10 protein-coding genes, 44 tRNA genes, 4 rRNA genes and 1 other RNA gene are annotated in these 21,769 nt (G+C 37.5%); 58 read left to right on the forward strand and 1 reads right to left on the reverse strand.

The window, feature by feature from the left end; genetic code table 11:
• Positions 1–52: 52 nt before the first annotated feature.
• From rrf (TEGL_RS00140) to TEGL_RS00175, 8 genes are all read left to right on the forward strand, one after another.
• Positions 53–169 (forward strand): 5S ribosomal RNA (rrf, locus tag TEGL_RS00140).
• A gap of 213 nt (positions 170–382) precedes the next feature.
• Complete coding sequence (locus tag TEGL_RS00145; protein WP_018590939.1) at positions 383–838, forward strand: nucleoside deaminase; 456 nt, start codon at positions 383–385, stop codon at positions 836–838.
• Positions 839–928 (forward strand) — tRNA-Ser (locus tag TEGL_RS00150). It abuts the gene before it with no gap.
• 25 nt (positions 929–953) lie between these two features.
• An RNA gene (ffs, locus tag TEGL_RS00155) (signal recognition particle sRNA large type) lies at positions 954–1,219 on the forward strand.
• Positions 1,220–1,390: 171 nt separating this feature from the next.
• Positions 1,391–3,028, forward strand: a complete 1,638-nt coding sequence (gene dnaX, locus TEGL_RS00160; protein ID WP_018590938.1) for a DNA polymerase III subunit gamma/tau — start codon at positions 1,391–1,393, stop codon at positions 3,026–3,028.
• Positions 3,029–3,096: 68 nt separating this feature from the next.
• Positions 3,097–3,435 carry a YbaB/EbfC family nucleoid-associated protein gene (locus tag TEGL_RS00165; RefSeq protein ID WP_018590937.1) on the forward strand — a complete coding sequence of 113 codons (339 nt, stop codon included), beginning with the start codon at positions 3,097–3,099 and terminating at the stop codon, positions 3,433–3,435.
• 12 nt (positions 3,436–3,447) lie between these two features.
• On the forward strand, positions 3,448–4,047 hold the full coding sequence (gene recR, locus TEGL_RS00170) for a recombination mediator RecR (protein WP_018590936.1): 600 nt from the start codon (positions 3,448–3,450) through the stop codon (positions 4,045–4,047).
• Positions 4,048–4,176: 129 nt separating this feature from the next.
• Positions 4,177–4,395 carry a hypothetical protein gene (locus TEGL_RS00175; protein WP_018590935.1) on the forward strand — a complete coding sequence of 73 codons (219 nt, stop codon included), beginning with the start codon at positions 4,177–4,179 and terminating at the stop codon, positions 4,393–4,395.
• A gap of 43 nt (positions 4,396–4,438) precedes the next feature.
• Here TEGL_RS00175 and TEGL_RS00180 read toward each other — a convergent pair whose 3' ends face one another.
• Positions 4,439–5,653: an MGDG synthase family glycosyltransferase gene (locus TEGL_RS00180; protein WP_018590934.1), complete on the reverse strand. Its 1,215-nt coding sequence runs from the start codon at positions 5,651–5,653 to the stop codon at positions 4,439–4,441.
• A gap of 165 nt (positions 5,654–5,818) precedes the next feature.
• On the opposite strand from TEGL_RS00180, the gene TEGL_RS00185 reads away from it, so the two are divergent.
• From TEGL_RS00185 to TEGL_RS00430, 50 genes are all read left to right on the forward strand, one after another.
• Positions 5,819–6,049, forward strand: a complete 231-nt coding sequence (locus tag TEGL_RS00185; RefSeq protein WP_018590933.1) for a glutaredoxin family protein — start codon at positions 5,819–5,821, stop codon at positions 6,047–6,049.
• Positions 6,050–6,400: 351 nt separating this feature from the next.
• Positions 6,401–7,905: ribosomal RNA gene (locus tag TEGL_RS00190) — 16S ribosomal RNA — on the forward strand.
• Between the two features lie 199 nt (positions 7,906–8,104).
• A 23S ribosomal RNA gene (locus tag TEGL_RS00195) occupies positions 8,105–11,004 on the forward strand.
• A gap of 120 nt (positions 11,005–11,124) precedes the next feature.
• A 5S ribosomal RNA gene (gene rrf / locus TEGL_RS00200) occupies positions 11,125–11,241 on the forward strand.
• The 16S, 23S and 5S rRNA genes sit together here with 43 tRNA genes alongside, the layout of an rRNA operon.
• Positions 11,242–11,246: 5 nt before the next feature.
• Positions 11,247–11,321: transfer RNA gene (locus TEGL_RS00205), tRNA-Asn, on the forward strand.
• Positions 11,322–11,328: 7 nt separating this feature from the next.
• Positions 11,329–11,418, forward strand: a tRNA-Leu gene (locus TEGL_RS00210).
• A gap of 9 nt (positions 11,419–11,427) precedes the next feature.
• Positions 11,428–11,503 (forward strand) — tRNA-Met (locus tag TEGL_RS00215).
• Positions 11,504–11,516: 13 nt separating this feature from the next.
• Positions 11,517–11,591: transfer RNA gene (locus tag TEGL_RS00220), tRNA-Glu, on the forward strand.
• A gap of 1 nt (position 11,592) precedes the next feature.
• Positions 11,593–11,666, forward strand: a tRNA-Gly gene (locus tag TEGL_RS00225).
• A 14-nt stretch (positions 11,667–11,680) separates the two neighbouring features.
• Positions 11,681–11,756: transfer RNA gene (locus TEGL_RS00230), tRNA-Val, on the forward strand.
• A 15-nt stretch (positions 11,757–11,771) separates the two neighbouring features.
• Positions 11,772–11,848 (forward strand) — tRNA-Asp (locus tag TEGL_RS00235).
• A gap of 21 nt (positions 11,849–11,869) precedes the next feature.
• Positions 11,870–11,944: transfer RNA gene (locus TEGL_RS00240), tRNA-Thr, on the forward strand.
• A 6-nt stretch (positions 11,945–11,950) separates the two neighbouring features.
• Positions 11,951–12,035: transfer RNA gene (locus tag TEGL_RS00245), tRNA-Tyr, on the forward strand.
• 10 nt (positions 12,036–12,045) lie between these two features.
• Positions 12,046–12,129: transfer RNA gene (locus TEGL_RS00250), tRNA-Leu, on the forward strand.
• A gap of 21 nt (positions 12,130–12,150) precedes the next feature.
• Positions 12,151–12,225, forward strand: a tRNA-Gly gene (locus TEGL_RS00255).
• Positions 12,226–12,245: 20 nt separating this feature from the next.
• A tRNA-Arg gene (locus tag TEGL_RS00260) sits at positions 12,246–12,322 on the forward strand.
• Positions 12,323–12,331: 9 nt separating this feature from the next.
• Positions 12,332–12,407, forward strand: a tRNA-Gln gene (locus TEGL_RS00265).
• A 9-nt stretch (positions 12,408–12,416) separates the two neighbouring features.
• A tRNA-Lys gene (locus TEGL_RS00270) sits at positions 12,417–12,492 on the forward strand.
• A gap of 7 nt (positions 12,493–12,499) precedes the next feature.
• A tRNA-Ser gene (locus TEGL_RS00275) sits at positions 12,500–12,588 on the forward strand.
• Between the two features lie 3 nt (positions 12,589–12,591).
• Positions 12,592–12,667, forward strand: a tRNA-Phe gene (locus TEGL_RS00280).
• Between the two features lie 14 nt (positions 12,668–12,681).
• Positions 12,682–12,758 (forward strand) — tRNA-Met (locus TEGL_RS00285).
• A 23-nt stretch (positions 12,759–12,781) separates the two neighbouring features.
• Positions 12,782–12,858 (forward strand) — tRNA-Ile (locus tag TEGL_RS00290).
• An 11-nt stretch (positions 12,859–12,869) separates the two neighbouring features.
• A tRNA-Pro gene (locus TEGL_RS00295) sits at positions 12,870–12,946 on the forward strand.
• Positions 12,947–12,961: 15 nt separating this feature from the next.
• Positions 12,962–13,038, forward strand: a tRNA-His gene (locus tag TEGL_RS00300).
• Positions 13,039–13,047: 9 nt separating this feature from the next.
• Positions 13,048–13,123, forward strand: a tRNA-Lys gene (locus TEGL_RS00305).
• 8 nt (positions 13,124–13,131) lie between these two features.
• Positions 13,132–13,206, forward strand: a tRNA-Cys gene (locus tag TEGL_RS00310).
• Between the two features lie 3 nt (positions 13,207–13,209).
• A tRNA-Asn gene (locus TEGL_RS00315) sits at positions 13,210–13,284 on the forward strand.
• A gap of 7 nt (positions 13,285–13,291) precedes the next feature.
• A tRNA-Leu gene (locus TEGL_RS00320) sits at positions 13,292–13,381 on the forward strand.
• A gap of 49 nt (positions 13,382–13,430) precedes the next feature.
• Positions 13,431–13,505: transfer RNA gene (locus tag TEGL_RS00325), tRNA-Glu, on the forward strand.
• Between the two features lies 1 nt (position 13,506).
• Positions 13,507–13,580, forward strand: a tRNA-Gly gene (locus TEGL_RS00330).
• Between the two features lie 15 nt (positions 13,581–13,595).
• A tRNA-Val gene (locus TEGL_RS00335) sits at positions 13,596–13,671 on the forward strand.
• Between the two features lie 15 nt (positions 13,672–13,686).
• A tRNA-Asp gene (locus TEGL_RS00340) sits at positions 13,687–13,763 on the forward strand.
• A 15-nt stretch (positions 13,764–13,778) separates the two neighbouring features.
• Positions 13,779–13,853 (forward strand) — tRNA-Thr (locus tag TEGL_RS00345).
• 11 nt (positions 13,854–13,864) lie between these two features.
• A tRNA-Tyr gene (locus tag TEGL_RS00350) sits at positions 13,865–13,949 on the forward strand.
• Between the two features lie 11 nt (positions 13,950–13,960).
• Positions 13,961–14,044: transfer RNA gene (locus TEGL_RS00355), tRNA-Leu, on the forward strand.
• A gap of 15 nt (positions 14,045–14,059) precedes the next feature.
• Positions 14,060–14,136 (forward strand) — tRNA-Arg (locus TEGL_RS00360).
• Positions 14,137–14,145: 9 nt separating this feature from the next.
• Positions 14,146–14,221, forward strand: a tRNA-Gln gene (locus TEGL_RS00365).
• 53 nt (positions 14,222–14,274) lie between these two features.
• Positions 14,275–14,363: transfer RNA gene (locus TEGL_RS00370), tRNA-Ser, on the forward strand.
• Between the two features lie 3 nt (positions 14,364–14,366).
• A tRNA-Phe gene (locus tag TEGL_RS00375) sits at positions 14,367–14,442 on the forward strand.
• Between the two features lie 14 nt (positions 14,443–14,456).
• Positions 14,457–14,533 (forward strand) — tRNA-Met (locus TEGL_RS00380).
• Positions 14,534–14,558: 25 nt separating this feature from the next.
• Positions 14,559–14,635, forward strand: a tRNA-Ile gene (locus tag TEGL_RS00385).
• A gap of 11 nt (positions 14,636–14,646) precedes the next feature.
• Positions 14,647–14,723, forward strand: a tRNA-Pro gene (locus TEGL_RS00390).
• A 38-nt stretch (positions 14,724–14,761) separates the two neighbouring features.
• Positions 14,762–14,838 (forward strand) — tRNA-His (locus TEGL_RS00395).
• A gap of 10 nt (positions 14,839–14,848) precedes the next feature.
• Positions 14,849–14,924: transfer RNA gene (locus tag TEGL_RS00400), tRNA-Lys, on the forward strand.
• 10 nt (positions 14,925–14,934) lie between these two features.
• Positions 14,935–15,009, forward strand: a tRNA-Cys gene (locus TEGL_RS00405).
• 9 nt (positions 15,010–15,018) lie between these two features.
• A tRNA-Arg gene (locus tag TEGL_RS00410) sits at positions 15,019–15,095 on the forward strand.
• An 18-nt stretch (positions 15,096–15,113) separates the two neighbouring features.
• Positions 15,114–15,189: transfer RNA gene (locus TEGL_RS00415), tRNA-Val, on the forward strand.
• Positions 15,190–15,319: 130 nt separating this feature from the next.
• A complete protein-coding gene (locus TEGL_RS00420; RefSeq protein WP_018590453.1) occupies positions 15,320–15,733 on the forward strand; it encodes a hypothetical protein in 414 nt (137 codons plus the stop codon).
• Between the two features lie 382 nt (positions 15,734–16,115).
• Positions 16,116–19,550, forward strand: a complete 3,435-nt coding sequence (locus tag TEGL_RS00425; protein ID WP_018590454.1) for a pyruvate carboxylase — start codon at positions 16,116–16,118, stop codon at positions 19,548–19,550.
• Positions 19,551–19,804: 254 nt separating this feature from the next.
• Positions 19,805–21,736: an elongation factor G gene (locus tag TEGL_RS00430; protein WP_018590455.1), complete on the forward strand. Its 1,932-nt coding sequence runs from the start codon at positions 19,805–19,807 to the stop codon at positions 21,734–21,736.
• Positions 21,737–21,769: the final 33 nt, after the last annotated feature.

Below are 21,769 nucleotides of genomic sequence, written 5' to 3' on the forward strand. Positions count from 1 at the left end.
TGTTAGCAGTTTTGAAAGTACTAATAAAAGTTAATACTTTATATAAAGATTATGTGGTTATTATAGCAAAGAGGATACACCTGTTCCCATTCCGAACACAGAAGTTAAGCTCTTGAGCGGCGATGGTACTTGGGGGGCGACCCCCTGGGAGAGTAGCACGTAGCCACGTAATCTTTTTTTACTAATTTATATATTAGTAAAAGGATATAAAAAGATAGACTTGTAAGTCTGTCTATTTTTAATATACAAATAAAATCAAATGTTTCATGAGAAACGAATCGCTAAAACATATAAAATGGTAAAAAATTCAATTAAAAATAAATGAGTTGAATTATAATAGAACTTATGATAATATTAATGTGTTATATGTTTAGGAGGTATCATGGAGAAATCGTTATACATGGAAGAAGCTTTAAAAGAGGCATATAAGGCATATAATAAAGGAGAAACTCCAATAGGAGCAGTTATAGTTAAGGATGACCAGATTATAGCTAGAGCACATAATCTTACAGAAGAATTAAAAGATAGTACAGCTCATGCTGAAATGCTGGCTATAAAACAAGCTTCTGAAGTGTTAGGTGGATGGAGACTTATAAATTGTGACTTGTATGTTACTATGGAACCGTGTATAATGTGTAGTGGAGCTATAATTAATTCTAGAATAAAGAATTTAATTATTGGAGCTAAACATATAAAAAACTTAAAAATGGAAAAACAACACGAGTTTAAAATGGATTATTATAAAGATAATAATATTGAAGTAACCTTTGGTGTACTGAAAGACGAGTGTTCGCATATTTTGCAAGAATTTTTCAAGACTCTTAGAAACAAACATTGAGGAGAGATGGTCGAGGGGTCGAAGGCGCTCGCCTGGAAAGTGAGTATGCGGTAAAACGTATCGTGGGTTCAAATCCCACTCTCTCCGCCAACAAGTAAATATGGTTGTAATTTTGCTGTACTAGATGGGGAGGTAGCGGTGCCCTGTAACCTGCAATCCGCTATAGCAGGATTGAATTCCATCTAGAGGTTTTTACTTTGTAGAGCTGCCCAGAATAAGTGGTGTTGATGCTTAGGTCCTGTGCAATGTAAGCTCATGAACCCCGTCAGATCCGGAAGGAAGCAGCGGTAAGTGATTCCTTGCATGTGACATAGGAGTGCCTAGGTTGAGCTAACTGTTTTGGTAACGTCTATGAAGTATTAATCAATAGATGGTGTACAGCATTTATATATAAATATAATAATCCCTTTAATAGGGATTTTTTTGTACATAAAAATAATTAACAAATATTTTTATTTATTATAAAATATATGATATAAATGTATTTGGATTGGAAAAAATTATAGATAGATTTTTTTATAAAGTAAAAATAGTTTTGAAGGAGATGTAAATATGCATAAAGCGTTGTATAGAGTATATAGGCCCAAAACATTTAAGGATGTAGTCGGACAAGAACACATAGTAAAAACTTTAAAAAATCAGATAAAAAATAGTAATATAGGTCATGCATATTTATTCTCTGGAACTAGAGGTACTGGTAAAACATCTACAGCTAAAATATTTGCTAGAGCAGTTAACTGTTTAAACTCTATTGATGAAGAACCTTGTAATGAGTGTGAAATATGTGTAGACACATTAAATGATAATATCATGGATATAGTAGAAATAGATGCAGCATCAAATAATAGTGTAGATGATATAAGAGAGTTAAGGGAAAGTGTAAAATATACTCCTTCAAAAGCCAAATATAAAGTTTACATTATAGATGAGGTTCATATGTTATCTCAAGGAGCCTTTAATGCCTTATTAAAAACTCTAGAAGAGCCACCATCATATGTGATTTTTATATTAGCTACAACGGAGCCACATAAGATACCAGCAACCATACTATCTAGATGCCAAAGGTTTGATTTTAAAAGAGTATCATCAAAAGATATTGCAAATAGAATGGGGTATATATGTGAAAAAGAAAATATTCAAGCAGAGGAAAAAGCACTGAGTCTAATAGCTAGAAATTCACAAGGAGCCCTAAGAGATGCTTTGAGTATACTTGATCAATGCATGTCATTTGGAAGTGAAATAATAGAGTATAATGATGTAATAGAATTATTGGGGACTGTTAATATTGATGAATTATTTGAATTATCTGAAGCAATTATAAATGAAAATACTAAAAAAACACTTCAAATATTAAATGAATTTATTATTTGGGGAAAAGATATAAGAAATTTAATAAATGATTTAATAGATCATTTTAGGAATTTAATGGTTTGTAAAGTATCTAAAGATCTGGATGAAATTATATCATTACCTGAAGAAACTATAGAAAGATTAAAGGAACAAGCTAAAACTATTAATATAAATGACTTGATAAGAATATTAAATATATTATCAGAGACACAAGATTCAATGAAATCATCTTCGAACACAAGAATACTAGCTGAAGTTACTATGATGAAAATAGCACAACCTATGTTTGATGAAAGTAAAGAAGCGTTGATAAAAAGAATTGAAAATTTAGAGCAAATAATAGAAAGTGGAAATATAAAAGTAGTAACAACACAAGATGAACCTGAATCAAGTTTAAATAAAAAAAATGAAAAAATAAATAATCAAGAAGAAAAACAAGATATAATATATGAACAAGTAAAGAGTGAAGATGTAAAACTAGTAGAAGCATCATGGAAAAAAATAATTCAAAAAATAAAAGAAGATAAAAGACCAAGTATATATGCTCTTCTAAAAGAAGTTAGCAGTTTTTATGTAAAAGAAAATGCTTTATTTATAATATTTAATGATAATTTTTCTTTTGCCAGATCTAGGCTTAGTTCAGAAGAAACTATAAAATATGTTGAACAAATTATAAGAGAAGTATTGAATAGAAGTTTTCATCTTAAAATATATCTGAAATCTGAAATTGCTAGTATGAACTTAGAAGAAACTAGCAGTAAAAGCGATGAAGGAGAAGAAATACTTAAAGGTATAGTGAATGAAAATATACTAGAAGTAAAAGACAGTATTGAAAAATAATATAATAAATGATAAAAATTATATTGTGATATAAAATAAATTAGAAATTTAAGGAGGAAGTATATAAGATGGCTAAAAAAGGATTTGGTGGAATGCCAGGAAACATGAATAACATACTAAAGCAAGCTCAAAAAATGCAAGAAAATATGCAAAAGATGCAAGAAGAGTTAGAATCAAAGGAAGTTGAGGCTTCAGTAGGTGGTGGAGCTGTTACAGTTAAAGTTAATGGTAAAAAAGAAGTTATAGATATAGCTATAAAACCAGAGGTAGTAGATCCAGATGATATAGAAATGTTACAAGATTTAGTACTAAGTGCAGTTAATGAAGCGTTAAGAAAAGTTGATGATATGCAACAAAATCAAATGAGTAAGGTTACTGGAGGAATGAATATTCCAGGATTATTCTAGTAGGTGATAAGTATGCAAATTTATACAGAGCCTATTAATAGGCTTATAGAGGAGTTTTCTAAACTACCAGGAGTAGGAAGGAAAACAGCGCAAAGGTTAGCTTTTCATGTTATAAATATGAATAACAATGATGTAGAGTCTTTATCAAAAGCGATATTAGATGCAAAAAGAGAAATAAAATATTGTTCAATTTGCTGTAATATATCAGATCAAGAAATATGTAGTATGTGTTCTAATAAAAATAGAGATGCTAGTGTCATATGTGTAGTAGAAGATCCTAGAGATGTTGCTGCTATGGAAAGAACTAAAGAGTTCAAAGGTCAGTATCATGTACTTCATGGAGTAATATCTCCTATGGATGGTATAGGACCAGATATGATAAGAATTAGAGAGTTGATTACTAGATTAGCAAATCAAGATGTGAAAGAGTTAATAATGGCAACTAATCCAACTATAGAAGGTGAAGCTACGGCTATGTACATATCGAGACTTGTTAAACCTATGGGAATAAAAGTCACAAGAATAGCTCATGGTTTGCCTGTAGGTGGAGATTTAGAATATGCTGATGAAGTGACCATTTCGAAAGCGTTAGAAGGTAGAAGAGAAATATAAAAAAACCAAGGTATATCCTTGGTTTTTATTTATATTGGAATCTAAATGATTATAAAATTAATTTATTGACAAATGTAATTTGTATTATATAATTATAGTAATTATTAAAAAAATTTATAGGGGTGTAGTATGAAAACGACTATGAACTTAGAAGAACATAATGCAATGAAAGAAAAGAGAGAAAAAAAGATTAAATCCAAAGATAAATCAAAAAACATTGATAAAAACTCGTTGGAAAATAAAAAAAGTAAAAAATCTCTCAATAAGAATGGTAATAGTGGAGCATTTAGAAATAACTATAAAAACTATCAATATGACTATGAAGAAGATTTCTACGAGCCATATTAGGAAAATAAAAGCGTATGAAAATTTAAATTTTCATACGCTTATTTTAATCTCTCGATAGTATATCAAAGGCTAACTTAGCAATATCTTGCGATGCATTAAGTTTTTTTATAGCTCTTATGTTTTCTTTAGTCATTTCGATTCTCTTTGGGTCATCAATAAGAACTTTTAATAGTACGCTTAAAGAATATTTTTTAGATGTTCTTAACGAAGCACCGCAATTAGAAAGGAAGTCTAAATTTTCTTCCTCTTGACCAGGAATGAAATAAGGGACAATCATAGGAACTTCTTTTAATAAAGACTCAGTAGTAGTAAGCCCTCCTGGCTTAGAAACTAATATATCTACTGATGCTAGTAAATCATTCATTTTATCTGTAAATCCAAGTACACATATTTTCTTTTTGATCTTATCTTCATCAGCAGCTAAGATCTTTTCTAGTTTCTCTTTTAAAGATTTATTTCTTCCAGTTATAACTATGATTTGGAAATCTCTATCAATAGAAATTAATTCAGCAAGTGTGTCTTTTATACTGCCTGCACCGAAGCTACCTCCCATTAAAAGAACTGTAAATTTACTTGGATCTAAATTAAGTTCTGATAATACAATTTCTCTATCTCTATGTGATAAGAATGATTTTTCAACAGGTATACCGTACGCTTTAATTTTATCCTTATCAATGCCATCTTCAATTAATAGTTCTTTTACATATTCATGTCCCGCAATATAATAACTAATCTCATTTTGTATATATGCAGAATGAGTTGTGTAATCAGTTAAAACTGTTACAAGAGGTGGAATATCTAAATTTTTATAATATTTATGTAGACTTTCAGTAAAAGTAATTGATTCTGAATTAGCATAAAGTTGAGAATGTTTCTTTAAAGTACTAAGCGCTATCATAGGAAAAGGATGAGTACCTATGATTAAATCTGGTTTTTTATTTTCTACTAACTTTTTTAATTTCCTAGATATTAAAGAAGTTAAAGGGTTATCTTTGAATTCGTTTTTAGATACTAGGCTACTTTCGGTTAACTTATAAACACCACCCCAAGCTTTAGGTGTATATTTAGCTGATTTTTCATAGCCTCTAGATATTAGTTTATCCATAGTTCCATTAACTATTTTTAAACTATCGATGATTTCACAATCAATAGTTATACCATTAATTGATTTGTTAGTTAATTCTTCTTTTATGGCTCTCGCTGCTCTATTGTGACCACCACCAGTGGAAGCTGACATTATTAAAACTTTTTTCTGCATGAAAAAATCCTCCTATAAATTTTAGAGTTATATTGCATTGTTAAAAAAAATTATGTAATATAAAAAGTAATTTATTATGATAATTAATAAATAATTAAAGTTAATAATAATCTAATACAATATTGACAAAAAAACAAGGTAATAAACGTTTTAAGGAGACAGTAAATGAAAAAAGTAGAGATTTATACTAGTGATACTTGTATACAATGTAAAAAAGCAAAGGAATATTTTGAAAATAACAATATAGTATTTATAGAGTATAATATATCTTCTAATGAAGAATATAAGCGTGAATTAATAAAAAAGGGATATTTATCTGTTCCAGTTATAGTAGTAAATAATCAAGATATACTAGGATTTGATGTTAATAGAATTAAGCAACTGGCTGGCATATAAATGTATATATTAGTCAAATTAAAAAATAAAAGTATAAAAAAGTAAAAAGAGTAAACACTAAAGGTAGTAAAAAAGTAAAAAAAGTTTTTAAAAAGTATTGACTAGTAATTAATAGGATGATATAGTATTACTTGTCCTTGAGACAGGGACAAAAGGTCAACAAAAATTTGTTAAAAAAGTAGTTGACAAAGAAAAACAGCTTTGGTAAAATAAAGAAGCTGAAATAAGCAAAGAACTTTGAAAATTAAACAGTAGGTTAACAATAAATTAATTCTTTAAGAATTAAACTGAAACAACAAACAAACCAAGCCAGATATTCAGATAATGATTAGTCTGAGCGATGGACAACTTTTTTATGAGAGTTTGATCCTGGCTCAGGATGAACGCTGGCGGCGTGCCTAACACATGCAAGTCGAGCGATTCACTTCGGTGAAGAGCGGCGGACGGGTGAGTAACGCGTGGGTAACCTGCCTCATACACATGGATAACATACCGAAAGGTATGCTAATACAGGATAATATAAGAGATTCACATGTATTTCTTATCAAAGCTCCGGCGGTATGAGATGGACCCGCGTCTGATTAGCTAGTTGGTAAGGTAACGGCTTACCAAGGCGACGATCAGTAGCCGACCTGAGAGGGTGATCGGCCACATTGGAACTGAGACACGGTCCAAACTCCTACGGGAGGCAGCAGTGGGGAATATTGCACAATGGGCGAAAGCCTGATGCAGCAACGCCGCGTGAGTGATGAAGGCCTTCGGGTCGTAAAACTCTGTCCTCAAGGAAGATAATGACGGTACTTGAGGAGGAAGCCCCGGCTAACTACGTGCCAGCAGCCGCGGTAATACGTAGGGGGCTAGCGTTATCCGGATTTACTGGGCGTAAAGGGTGCGTAGGTGGTTTCTTAAGTCAGGAGTGAAAGGCTACGGCTCAACCGTAGTAAGCTCTTGAAACTGGGAGACTTGAGTGCAGGAGAGGAAAGTGGAATTCCTAGTGTAGCGGTGAAATGCGTAGATATTAGGAGGAACACCAGTAGCGAAGGCGGCTTTCTGGACTGTAACTGACACTGAGGCACGAAAGCGTGGGGAGCGAACAGGATTAGATACCCTGGTAGTCCACGCCGTAAACGATGAGTACTAGGTGTCGGGGGTTACCCCCCTCGGTGCCGCAGCTAACGCATTAAGTACTCCGCCTGGGGAGTACGCTCGCAAGAGTGAAACTCAAAGGAATTGACGGGGACCCGCACAAGTAGCGGAGCATGTGGTTTAATTCGAAGCAACGCGAAGAACCTTACCTAAGCTTGACATCCTTTTGACCGATGCCTAATCGCATTTTTCCCTTCGGGGACAGAAGTGACAGGTGGTGCATGGTTGTCGTCAGCTCGTGTCGTGAGATGTTGGGTTAAGTCCCGCAACGAGCGCAACCCTTGCCTTTAGTTGCCAGCATTAAGTTGGGCACTCTAGAGGGACTGCCAGGGATAACCTGGAGGAAGGTGGGGATGACGTCAAATCATCATGCCCCTTATGCTTAGGGCTACACACGTGCTACAATGGGTGGTACAGAGGGCAGCCAAGTCGTGAGGCCGAGCTAATCCCTTAAAGCCATTCTCAGTTCGGATTGTAGGCTGAAACTCGCCTACATGAAGCTGGAGTTACTAGTAATCGCAGATCAGAATGCTGCGGTGAATGCGTTCCCGGGTCTTGTACACACCGCCCGTCACACCACGGAAGTTGGGGGCGCCCGAAGCCACTTAGCTAACCCTTTTGGGAAGCGAGTGTCGAAGGTGAAATCAATAACTGGGGTGAAGTCGTAACAAGGTAGCCGTATCGGAAGGTGCGGCTGGATCACCTCCTTTCTAGGGAGAATTAACCTACTGTTTAATTTTGAGGGTTCTTTATGAAAACTCAAAATTAGTGCTTATTAAGTAAGCATTTTAGTACTTTGAAAACTGCATAACATTTAGTGATATGACATTATATAAAGAAGAAGATAAACTTCTTAAAAAATATATCATATAAAGAAGATAACTTTTAAAAATATCAAATTTAATAACTGGTCAAGTTATTAAGGGTGTAGGGCGAATGCCTTGGCACTAGGAGCCGATGAAGGACGCGATAAGCTGCGATAAGCTTGGGGGAGTTGCACGTAAACTGTGATCCCAAGATTTCCGAATGAGGAAACTCACTTAGAGTAATGTCTAAGTATCGTATAGTGAATACATAGCTATGCGAGGGGAACCCGGGGAACTGAAACATCTAAGTACCCGGAGGAAGAGAAAGAAATTCGATTCCGTAAGTAGCGGCGAGCGAACGCGGAACAGGCCAAACCAGTGAAGTTTTCTTCACTGGGGTTGCGGACATATCATAACGAAGAGGCTATTGTAGACGAAGAGAGTTGGAAAGCTCCGCTATAAAGTGTAAAAGCCACGTAGTCAAAACAAGAAGACTTCAGATATGATCCAGAGTACCACGGGACACGTGAAACCCTGTGGGAAGCAGGAGGGACCATCCTCCAAGCCTAAATACTACCTAGTGACCGATAGCGTATAGTACCGTGAGGGAAAGGTGAAAAGAACCCCGGGAGGGGAGTGAAAGAGAACCTGAAACCCTACACTTACAAGCTGTAGGAGCACATTATTTGTGTGACTGCGTACTTTTTGTAGAACGGGCCAACGAGTTACGTTACCTAGCAAGGTTAAGCACTTAAGGTGTGGAGCCGCAGCGAAAGCGAGTCTTAACTGGGCGTATAGTTAGTTGACGTAGACCCGAAACCGGGCGACCTATCCATGGGCAGGTTGAAGCGAAAGTAAAATTTCGTGGAGGACCGAACCCACGAGCGTTGAAAAGCTCGGGGATGACCTGTGGATAGCGGTGAAATTCCAATCGAGCCCGGAGATAGCTGGTTCTCTCCGAAATAGCTTTAGGGCTAGCCTCAAGATTTAGAGAAACGGGGGTAGAGCACTGAATGTCCTAGGGGGTATTGCACTTACCGAAGACTATCAAACTCCGAATACCGTATTCTTATGCTTGGGAGTCAGACTGTGGGTGATAAGATTCATAGTCAAAAGGGCAACAGCCCAGATCGTCAGCTAAGGTCCCTAAATGTACGTTAAGTGGTAAAGGATGTGGGATTGCACAGACAACCAGGATGTTGGCTTAGAAGCAGCCACTCATTTAAAGAGTGCGTAATAGCTCACTGGTCGAGTGATCCTGCGCCGAAAATTTCCGGGGCTAAAACGTACTACCGAAGCTACGGCATCATTTATGATGGGTAGGAGAGCTTTCTATATGGATTGAAGCATTACCGTAAGGAGATGTGGACTGTATAGAAGTGAGAATGTTGGCATGAGTAGCGAGATGTGGGTGAGAATCCCACAGGCCGTAAACCCAAGGTTTCCAGGGGAAGGTTCGTCCGCCCTGGGTTAGTCAGGACCTAAGCCGAGGCCGAAAGGCGTAGGTGATGGACAACAGGTTGATATTCCTGTACCACCAATAACCGTTTGAGAAATGGGATGACACAGTAGGATAAGCTAACCGCACTGTTGGTTATGTGCGGGCAAGTATTGAGGCAGTTCAGGTAGGCAAATCCGCCTGAATAATGCTGGAGTACGATGCGGAGCGAAATTTAGTAGCGAAGTAGCTGATTTCACACTGTCGAGAAAAGTCTCTATCGAGGTTAAAGGTGCCTGTACCGCAAACCGACACAGGTGGGTGAGGAGAGTATCCTAAGGCCAGCCAGAGAACTGTTGTTAAGGAACTCGGCAAAATGACCCCGTAACTTAGGGAGAAGGGGTGCCATGGAAACATGGCCGCAGAGAATAGGCCCAAGCGACTGTTTACCAAAAACATAGGTTTCTGCTAAGTCGCAAGACGATGTATAGGAGCTGACGCCTGCCCGGTGCTGGAAGGTTAAGGGGATCTGTTAGGGTAACCGAAGCAGTGAACTTAAGCCCCAGTAAACGGCGGCCGTAACTATAACGGTCCTAAGGTAGCGAAATTCCTTGTCGGGTAAGTTCCGACCCGCACGAAAGGCGTAACGATTTGGGCACTGTCTCAACAACAGACTGGGTGAAATTGTAATACCGGTGAAGATGCCGGTTACCTGCGACAGGACGGAAAGACCCCATGGAGCTTTACTGTAGCTTGACATTGAGTCTCGGTGCTACATGTACAGGATAGGTGGGAGGCTATGAAGCATGGACGTCAGTCTGTGTGGAGCCATCCTTGGGATACCACCCTTGTAGTACTGGGATTCTAACCAGCTGCCTTGAATCAGGTAGTGGGACACTGTCAGGTGGACAGTTTGACTGGGGCGGTCGCCTCCTAAAGAGTAACGGAGGCGCTCAAAGGTTCTCTCAGTACGGTCGGAAATCGTACGTAGAGTGTAAAGGCAGAAGAGAGCTTGATTGCAAGACATACAGGTCGAGCAAGGACGAAAGTCGGACTTAGTGATCCGGTGGTACCGCATGGAAGGGCCATCGCTCAACGGATAAAAGCTACCCTGGGGATAACAGGCTGATCTCCCCCAAGAGTCCACATCGACGGGGAGGTTTGGCACCTCGATGTCGGCTCATCACATCCTGGGGCTGTAGTAGGTCCCAAGGGTTGGGCTGTTCGCCCATTAAAGTGGTACGCGAGCTGGGTTCAGAACGTCGTGAGACAGTTCGGTCCCTATCCGTCGCAGGCGTAGGAAATTTGAGGAGACCTGTCCTTAGTACGAGAGGACCGGGATGGACGTACCGCTGGTGTACCAGTTGTTCTGCCAAGGGCATAGCTGGGTAGCTAAGTACGGAAAGGATAAGCGCTGAAAGCATCTAAGCGCGAAGCCTACTTCAAGATAAGATTTCCCACCGTAAGGTTAAGACCCCATGAAGACTACATGGTTGATAGGTCAGAGGTGGAAGTGTGGTAACATATGTAGCTTACTGATACTAATAGGTCGAGGACTTGACCAATAAATATGATGTAAACATTAAATGTTAGCAGTTTTGAAAGCACTAAAACTTTCAAAAAATGAAAAAAAAGTTGACAAGATTTAAAAAAAATGTTATTATAATACTTGTTCAGCAAAAAAATGTGGTTATTATAGCAAAGAGGATACACCTGTTCCCATTCCGAACACAGAAGTTAAGCTCTTGAGCGGCGATGGTACTTGGAGGGCGACCTCCTGGGAGAGTAGCACGTAGCCACGTAATGTTCCAAGGTAGCTCAACGGTGGAGCACTCGGCTGTTAACCGATAGGCTGAGGGTTCGAGTCCCTCCCTTGGAGCCAAGAAAGTGCCGAAGTGGCGGAACTGGCAGACGCACAGGACTTAAAATCCTGCGAAACTTATACTTTCGTACCGGTTCGATTCCGGTCTTCGGCACCAAATTAATATCGCGGAGTGGAGCAGTTGGCAGCTCGTCGGGCTCATAACCCGAAGGTCACAGGTTCGAGTCCTGTCTCCGCAACCATTTTAATATATATGGCTCATTGGTCAAGCGGTCAAGACACCGCCCTTTCACGGCGGTAACAGGGGTTCGATTCCCCTATGAGTCACCATGCGGGTGTAGCTCAATGGTAGAGTTCCGGCCTTCCAAGCCGGCTGTGAGGGTTCGATCCCCTTCACCCGCTCCATTTTAATTTATCCCGGGATCATAGCTCAGCTGGGAGAGCACCTGCCTTACAAGCAGGGGGTCACAGGTTCGAGCCCTGTTGGTCCCACCAAAAAAATATAAATGCGGCCTGGTAGTTCAGTTGGTTAGAATGCCAGCCTGTCACGCTGGAGGTCGAGGGTTCGAACCCCTTCCAGGTCGCCATAATACTTCTAAGAATAATATGCTGGTGTGGCTCAACGGTAGAGCAGCTGACTTGTAATCAGCAGGTTGTAGGTTCGATTCCTATCACCAGCTCCATAATACGGAGGATTTCCCGAGTGGCCAAAGGGGGCAGACTGTAAATCTGTTAGCTGTGCTTTCGGTGGTTCGAATCCACCATCCTCCACCAAAAGAAGTATGCGGATGTGGCGGAATTGGCAGACGCACTAGACTTAGGATCTAGCGCCATTGGCGTGGGGGTTCGACTCCCTTCATCCGCACCACTTTTTAACTATACCTAAAATGCGGGAATAGTTCAGTGGTAGAGCGCAACCTTGCCAAGGTTGAAGTCGCGAGTTCGAATCTCGTTTCCCGCTCCAACAAAACAAACAATATATGTGGGTGCATAGCTCAGCTGGATAGAGCAACGCCCTTCTAAGGCGTGTGTCCGGGGTTCGAATCCCTGTGCGCTCACCACTTATATATTGGGGATTAGCCAAGTCGGTAAGGCACATGACTTTGACTCATGCATGCGTAGGTTCGAGTCCTGCATCCCCAGCCATATAAATATGACTCATTAGCTCAGTCGGTAGAGCACTTGACTTTTAATCAAGGTGTCCGGAGTTCGAATCTCCGATGGGTCACCATTAACCTGGAGAGGTGTCCGAGTGGTTTAAGGAGCTGGTCTTGAAAACCAGTGATGCTTAACGGCACCGTGGGTTCGAATCCCACCCTCTCCGCCAGATGCCCAGATAGCTCAGTCGGTAGAGCAGGGGACTGAAAATCCCCGTGTCGGTGGTTCGATTCCGCCTCTGGGCACCATATTTAAATATTGTGGCGGTATAGCTTAGTTGGCTAGAGCGTTCGGTTCATACCCGAAAGGTCACAGGTTCGACTCCTGTTACCGCTACCATTTTAATTTTAATAATATAACGTGGACCATTAGCTCAGTTGGTTAGAGCGCCCGGCTCATAACCGGTAGGTCTGGGGTTCGAGTCCCTGATGGTCCACCACTTTTTTAGTTCGAGGTGTAGCGCAGTTTGGTAGCGCACTTGGTTTGGGACCATGGGGCCGGGGGTTCGAGTCCCTTCACCTCGACCACTTTTATCAATTATGGTGGGTATAGCTCAGTTGGTTAGAGCGCCAGATTGTGGCTCTGGAGGCCGTGAGTTCGAATCTCATTATCCACCCCATAAACATATGACTCATTAGCTCAGTCGGTAGAGCACTTGACTTTTAATCAAGGTGTCCGGAGTTCGAATCTCCGATGGGTCACCACTAAATATGGCGACATGACCAAGTGGCTAAGGTAGAGGACTGCAACTCCTTCATCCCCAGTTCGAATCTGGGTGTCGCCTCCATATTCCAAGGTAGCTCAACGGTGGAGCACTCGGCTGTTAACCGATAGGCTGAGGGTTCGAGTCCCTCCCTTGGAGCCAAGAAAGTGCCGAAGTGGCGGAACTGGCAGACGCACAGGACTTAAAATCCTGCGAAACTTATACTTTCGTACCGGTTCGATTCCGGTCTTCGGCACCAATTTTGCGAGACGAATGGGTAGACGCAAAAAAGTAAATGACATATGAATGGCTCATTGGTCAAGCGGTCAAGACACCGCCCTTTCACGGCGGTAACAGGGGTTCGATTCCCCTATGAGTCACCATGCGGGTGTAGCTCAATGGTAGAGTTCCGGCCTTCCAAGCCGGCTGTGAGGGTTCGATCCCCTTCACCCGCTCCAATTTTAATTTATCCCGGGACCATAGCTCAGCTGGGAGAGCACCTGCCTTACAAGCAGGGGGTCACAGGTTCGAGCCCTGTTGGTCCCACCATAAAAACACAAACGCGGCCTGGTAGTTCAGTTGGTTAGAATGCCAGCCTGTCACGCTGGAGGTCGAGGGTTCGAACCCCTTCCAGGTCGCCATTTAATTTTATCTAAGCTGGTGTGGCTCAACGGTAGAGCAGCTGACTTGTAATCAGCAGGTTGTAGGTTCGATTCCTATCACCAGCTCCATTTATATATGCGGAGGATTTCCCGAGTGGCCAAAGGGGGCAGACTGTAAATCTGTTAGCTGTGCTTTCGGTGGTTCGAATCCACCATCCTCCACCAACTTAAAGTACGCGGATGTGGCGGAATTGGCAGACGCACTAGACTTAGGATCTAGCGCCATTGGCGTGGGGGTTCGACTCCCTTCATCCGCACCACTTTTTTTATAATGTGGGTGCATAGCTCAGCTGGATAGAGCAACGCCCTTCTAAGGCGTGTGTCCGGGGTTCGAATCCCTGTGCGCTCACCACTTATATATTGGGGATTAGCCAAGTCGGTAAGGCACATGACTTTGACTCATGCATGCGTAGGTTCGAGTCCTGCATCCCCAGCCATATTAAATTAGCAACTTAGTGCTCGCTTGATAGAGCATATAGGGAAACTATAAGGAGAGGTGTCCGAGTGGTTTAAGGAGCTGGTCTTGAAAACCAGTGATGCTTAACGGCACCGTGGGTTCGAATCCCACCCTCTCCGCCAGATGCCCAGATAGCTCAGTCGGTAGAGCAGGGGACTGAAAATCCCCGTGTCGGTGGTTCGATTCCGCCTCTGGGCACCATATTCAAATAACGTGGCGGTATAGCTTAGTTGGCTAGAGCGTTCGGTTCATACCCGAAAGGTCACAGGTTCGACTCCTGTTACCGCTACCATTTAAACTTTAATAACACATAACGTGGACCATTAGCTCAGTTGGTTAGAGCGCCCGGCTCATAACCGGTAGGTCCGGGGTTCGAGTCCCTGATGGTCCACCACTTTTTTAGTTCGAGGTGTAGCGCAGTTTGGTAGCGCACTTGGTTTGGGACCATGGGGCCGGGGGTTCGAGTCCCTTCACCTCGACCATCAACTAAAAAAACAAAAAACTAGTGCATTAGATTATGGTGGGTATAGCTCAGTTGGTTAGAGCGCCAGATTGTGGCTCTGGAGGCCGTGAGTTCGAATCTCATTATCCACCCCATAAAACATATGACTCATTAGCTCAGTCGGTAGAGCACTTGACTTTTAATCAAGGTGTCCGGAGTTCGAATCTCCGATGGGTCACCAATATAAAAAGGGCGACATGACCAAGTGGCTAAGGTAGAGGACTGCAACTCCTTCATCCCCAGTTCGAATCTGGGTGTCGCCTCCATTTAAACGCGCGCCTATAGCTCAACTGGATAGAGTGTCTGACTACGAATCAGAAGGTTGGGGGTTCGAGTCCCTCTGGGCGCACCACTTATTAATAAAAATCCCGGGACCATAGCTCAGCTGGGAGAGCACCTGCCTTACAAGCAGGGGGTCACAGGTTCGAGCCCTGTTGGTCCCACCAATTATCCTCTAGTTTGTTAACTAGAGGTTTTTTAATATATAAAATAAGTTATAAATATTACTGTTTTAATCAAAAATAAAATGAATGAAAAATAGAGATCTTTTATATAAAAACTAAGGAAGGTGTTATTATGTATATTATATTTGGAGAAGAGATAGTAGACAGTGAAGAAATAAGAGAAACAATTGAAGGTAATAGTGATTTCAAAGTAGATAGAGATATGTGCAAGGGAACAAAAAGGGAAGATGTTGTGGCGTACCAATTAAGCATACCAGTAAAAATTTTAAATGAAGAGTTAAATCAAGATTATAATTTAGATGAAATAAGTGAAGAAGATTTATTCGAAGAGTATATAAGCTTATCAGAAGAAATGGCTATAAGATTGCAAGATTTTATGCCAAAGCACTCTTTAGTAAATTCTATCTCCTATAAATGGGATAATTCATCTGACGTAGTTAAAACAGTATTCACGATGGCATATATAGGCTTAGGACAATTAAAGTTAAATGATGTATCTAGAAGATTACTAAATGAGTTAGATTAGAAATACTTTTCGCAGTTTCTAAATAAATAGAACAAAATATAAATTGTTTAGTAACTATTATCATTTAAAGTAATGAAATAAGATATAAGTTAATATAATAAGTAAGATAAATCCATGTTTATTAATATAAAATAAATATGGATTTATTTTTTTATAAGGGAATATATATTCATGACAATCAGAATATTATAGAAAAGTATGATAAAAACATTCTATTTTCACTTAATTAAGAAATAGAGATTTACCAAAACACAAAATATATTTACCTATTTTTATGAATTTGTATTAATTATTAAGAAACTCTTTCATAGGGGTTCAAAAATAAAGTTTTATGGACTATAATCTTTAATATTACAACTTAAATATGGAAAAGGGGGATAATATGCTTAAAAAATTTAAAAAAGTACTAGTAGCTAATAGAGGAGAAATTGCTATAAGAATATTTAGAGCATGCCATGAATTAGGAATTAAAAGTGTTGGGATATATAGTAAAGAGGATAAATATAGTTTATTTAGAACGAAAGCTGATGAATCTTATTTAATAGGTAAAGATAAAGGACCGATAGAGGCTTATTTAGATATAGATGGAATTATTGAGCTTGCCAAAGCCAAAAATGTAGATGCTATACATCCGGGGTATGGTTTCTTAGCAGAAAATCCAGAGTTTGTAAGAAAATGTGAAGAGAACGGAATTGCATTTATAGGTCCATCTGCCGAGATAATGGAAAGAATGGGTGACAAAATAAATTCTAAAAAAGTTGCTCATAGTGTTGGAGTAGGAACTATACCTGGAGTAGAAAAAGTAATTAAAAGTGTTGAACAAGCAAAGGAAGTTGCAAACTTTGTAGGATATCCAGTAATGATAAAAGCCTCTAATGGCGGAGGCGGTAGAGGTATGAGGGTAGTTTATGATGAAAAAAATTTAGCACTTGAATATGAAACAGCATGTAGTGAATCAAGAAAGGCATTCGGAGCAGATTTGATTTTTATAGAAAAATATATAGAAGATCCTAAACATATAGAGGTTCAAATATTAGGAGATAAGCATGGAAACTTAGTTCATTTGTATGAAAGAGATTGTTCAGTACAAAGAAGACATCAGAAAATAATTGAATATGCGCCAGCATTTTCTATAGATAAAAGAATAAGAGATGAAATTTGTGCAGATGCAGTTAAAATAGCTAAAGAAGTAGGATATGTAAGTGCAGGAACATTAGAGTTTTTAGTTGATAGCAAAGATAATCATTATTTCATAGAAATGAACCCTAGAATTCAAGTTGAACATACAGTAACAGAAGAGGTTACAGGAATAGATATTGTTCAAAGTCAAATTCTTGTAGCAGAAGGATATAGTTTAGATAGTAAAGAGATTGATATAAAATCACAAGATGATGTAACAATAACAGGATATGCTATACAATGTAGAATTACAACTGAAGATCCTAAGAATAACTTCATGCCTGATACTGGAAAAATACAAGTATATAGAACTGGGTCTGGTGCAGGAATTAGACTAGATGGAGGAAATGGGTGTGCAGGATTTAGCATAAGTCCATATTATGATAGTTTATTAGTTAAAACTATATCTTGGGATAGAACATTTGAAAGAGCAATTAATAAGACGATTAGATCTATAAATGAACTTAGGGTTAGAGGAGTAAAAACTAATATTGGATTTTTAGTGAATGTTTTACAAGATCCTATGTTTAGAGCTGGTAGATGTAGTACTAAATTTATAGATGAACATCCTAGATTATTTAAAATAAAAGAAAGTAAAGATAGAGGAACTAAATTACTTCAATTTATAGGTGATGTTATAGTAAATGAAAACAAATGTATACCTAAACCTAAGTTTGAAACATTGCATCAACCAAGAATAATAACTGAAAGAGTGCCTAAAGTAGAAGGTAGTAGAGTTCAGTTTGAAAAACTAGGGAAGAAAGCATATATTGAAAAAATAAAAAATGAAAAGAAATTATTATTAACAGATACTACCATGAGAGATGCACATCAATCTCTTATTGCAACAAGATTTAGAACTTATGATTTATTACAGGTTGCTAAAGAAACAAATGAGTATCAAAAAGATTTATTTTCACTAGAGATGTGGGGAGGAGCTACATATGATGTGGCTTATAGATTCTTAAAAGAATCTCCATGGAGAAGGCTACAAAAATTAAGAGCGGAAATACCAGACATAATGTTCCAAATGTTATTTAGAGCATCTAATGGCGTGGGATATACAAATTATCCTGACAATGTGATAGTAGATTTTATAAAAGAATCTGCTTATCAAGGGATAGATATTATAAGAATATTTGATTCATTAAACTGGGTTGAAAATATGAAATTGTCTATAGAAGCAGGACTTGAAACTGGAAAAATAGTAGAAGGTACAATGTGTTACACAGGAGACATATTAAACCCTAATAAGTCAAAGTATAACTTAGAATACTATATAAAAATGGCTAAAGAGTTAGAATCTTTAGGAGTAGATATAATTTGTATAAAAGATATGGCAGGCCTTTTAAAACCATATGCCGCACATACTTTGATTAAGTCATTAAAGGAAAATGTTAAAACACCAATTCACCTACACACTCATGATACAAGTGGAAATGGTGTGGCAACATGCTTAATGGCAGCAGAAGCAGGTGTAGACATAGTAGATGCTGCATTACAAACTATGTCAGGTTTAACAAGCCAACCATCTTTAAATGCCATAGTAGAAGCTTTAAAACATACAGAGAGAGATACTAATATTGACTTATATGGATATGAAGAGCTATCAAGTTACTACGGAGATTTAAGACAAATTTATAAAAAATTCGAAAGTGGCATGAGTACTTCTTTTGCTGAAATATATGAATATGAAATGCCAGGAGGACAATATTCAAATCTAAAAGCCCAAGCTGATAGCTTTGGATTAGGAGATAACTTTGATACTCTTAAGGTAAACTACAAAGAGGCTAACCAAATAGTTGGAGATATAATTAAAGTTACACCATCTTCAAAAGTTGTAGGGGATTTAGCCATATTTATGACAAAGAATAAATTGGATAGAGGAAATATTATTGAAGAAGGGAAAAAATTATCATTCCCAGATTCCGTAGTAGACTACTGTAAAGGTATGATAGGTCAACCAGAAGGTGGAATACCAAAAAACTTACAAGAGGTAGTATTAAAAGGTGAAGAAGCCATTACTGTAAGACCTGGATCATTAATACCTGCAGCTAATTTTGATAAAGATAAAGATTATTTAAATGAAAAATTTGATATGAGATCGAATATAAGAAACATACTAAGCTATGAGTTATATCCAAAAGTATATGAAGAATATTTAAAACATTTACAAGGATATAATGATATTTCTAAACTAGAAAGCGATGTGTTCTTCTATGGTCTTGATATAGGTGAAGAATGTGATGTGGAAATAGAAGAAGGAAAAATGTTAACTATTAGTTTAAGAAATATAGGAGATGTAAAAGAAAACGGATATAGAACAATAGTATTTGATTTAAATGGAATGCATAGAGAAGTAGAAATAAAAGATAATAACTATGCAGGAAGTATTAAACAAGTAGAAACTGCTGATATGGATAATCCTTTACAAATAGGGGCTAGTATTCCTGGAAAGGTAATAAAAGTTCTTGTTAAAGAAGGAGATGAAGTAGAAGAGCATCAACCATTAATTGTTATAGAAGCTATGAAAATGGAAACTAATATAGTATCAAAAACAAATGGAAAAATAAAATCTATACAAGTAAAAGAAAATGAAATGGTTTGTGATAAACAACTATTAATGACATTAGAATAGAATGATAATGAACTAAAAAACTCTAAAGTAGAGTAAATAACTACTTTAGAGTTTTTTTATATAAAAAAGAGGAAAAATACACATGTGTGTAGAAATATATTTTAAATCCAAGGGAGAGAATGTCAAATTATTTTCTCTCAAAATAAGGTAATCTCATCTTATCTTACATAATTGGGAATATTATACATGTAAATAGTATAAAATTATTTATAACACTTGATAATTTTATATAATTAAAAAAGGTAGGTGCTAATATGAAAGTCTATGATAGTAACGATTTAAGAAATGTTGCAATACTAGGACATAGTGGATGTGGGAAATCTAATTTAATTGATGCTCTAGCATACACTACAAATATTTCAAAAAAGATGCCTAAGTTATCTGACAAAGTAAATATGACTTACAGTATAGGACTAGCTCCCATAGAATACAACGGTATCAAGTATAATTTATTAGACACACCAGGATATTTTGATTTTAGCGGTGAAGTAATTTCTTCTTTAAGAGCAAGTGATGCAGCTATTATAGTTATAGATGCAACTTCTCCTATACAGGTTGGAACTGAAAAATCACTAGAATTAACTGAAAACATGCCTAAGATTATGTTCATAAACAAAATAGACAATGAAAAGGCAAGATATAAAGATGCAATAGAAATGCTAAGAGAAAAATATGACAATAAGATAGTACCAATGATAAGCCCTATATATAAAGATAAACAATTTGTTAAATTACATAATGTATTAGAAAACTTGGATGACGATTTAGATGGAGAATTCAAAGAGCAAGTTTCAAGTGTTAAAGAAGCTTTAATGGAACATATTGCTGAAACTGACGATGAAGTTTTAGATAAGTATTTTAATGGAGAAGAATTAACTCCAGAGGAAATACAAAAAGGAATAATAATAGGAATACAAAGTGGTGATATAATACCTGTAATATGTGGCTCTACAATAAATAATATAGGGTCACAAGAGATACTACAAACTATAGGTTCATATATACAACCAAAAGCTATTGAAAAAGAAAATCCTTTAAGAGCTTTAGTATTTAAAACAATGGTGGACCCATTTATGGGAAAATTATCTTACATAAAGATAGTTGAAGGAAAAATGAAAAAAGATACTGAAGTAATTAATATAAATAAAGATGTAAAAGAAAAAATTGCTAATATATATACAATGAAGAATGGAGAGTTAGAAGAAATAGATTGTGCTAATGCAGGTGATATAGTTATAGTTACAAAAATAAATTCTCTACAAACGGGAAATACTATAGCACAAAATGCAAATGCTTCACTATTAGAAGAGGCTATTTTACCAAAACCACAGATATATTACTCTGTAGTACCGAAAAATAAAGGTGAAGAAGACAAAATAGGAGCTTCATTAAACAAAATATCAGAAGAAGACCCTACTATACATTGGTATAGAAACCCAGAAACCAAGCAAACGTTAGTTGGTGGTCAAGGAGAGCTTCATATAAATACAGTTAAAAATAAATTAAAAGAAAAATTTGGTGTTGATGTTGATTTAGAAGATATTAAAGTTGCTTATAGAGAAACTATAAAAGGTGATTCTGATGTTCAAGGAAAACATAAAAAACAATCTGGTGGTCATGGTCAATATGGAGATGTAAAAATTAAATTTACAAGATCTAATGATGACTTTGAATTTGCTGAAGAGATATTTGGAGGGTCTGTTCCAAAATCTTATATACCTGCAGTAGAAAAAGGATTAAAAGATTCTATGCAAAAAGGAATACTTGCAGGATATCCTGTTACAAATATAAAGGCAACATTATATGATGGATCATATCATGACGTTGACTCATCAGAAATGGCATTTAAAATGGCAGCATCAATAGCATTTAAAAAAGGAATGGAAGAAGCTCAACCAATTCTATTAGAACCTGTGATGAAATTAACTATAACTGTTCCAGAAGAGTATATGGGAGATGTAATGGGTGATATTAATAAGAGAAGAGGAAAAATACTAGGAATGGAACCCGATGAGAAGGGTAGACAAGTAATTTATGCAGAAGCACCTCAAAGTGAAACATTTAAATATGCAATTGATTTAAGATCTATGACTCAAGGTAGAGGATTCTTTGAAATGGAATTAGAAAAATATAGTGAAGTACCTCAGCAACTAGCATCAAAAATAATTGGTGTAGCTAATAATTAAAAAATATATATTGAAAGCGGCATGATATTAAAA

The sequence above is a fragment of the Terrisporobacter glycolicus ATCC 14880 = DSM 1288 genome (genome assembly GCF_036812735.1).
GTDB lineage: Bacteria > Bacillota > Clostridia > Peptostreptococcales > Peptostreptococcaceae > Terrisporobacter > Terrisporobacter glycolicus.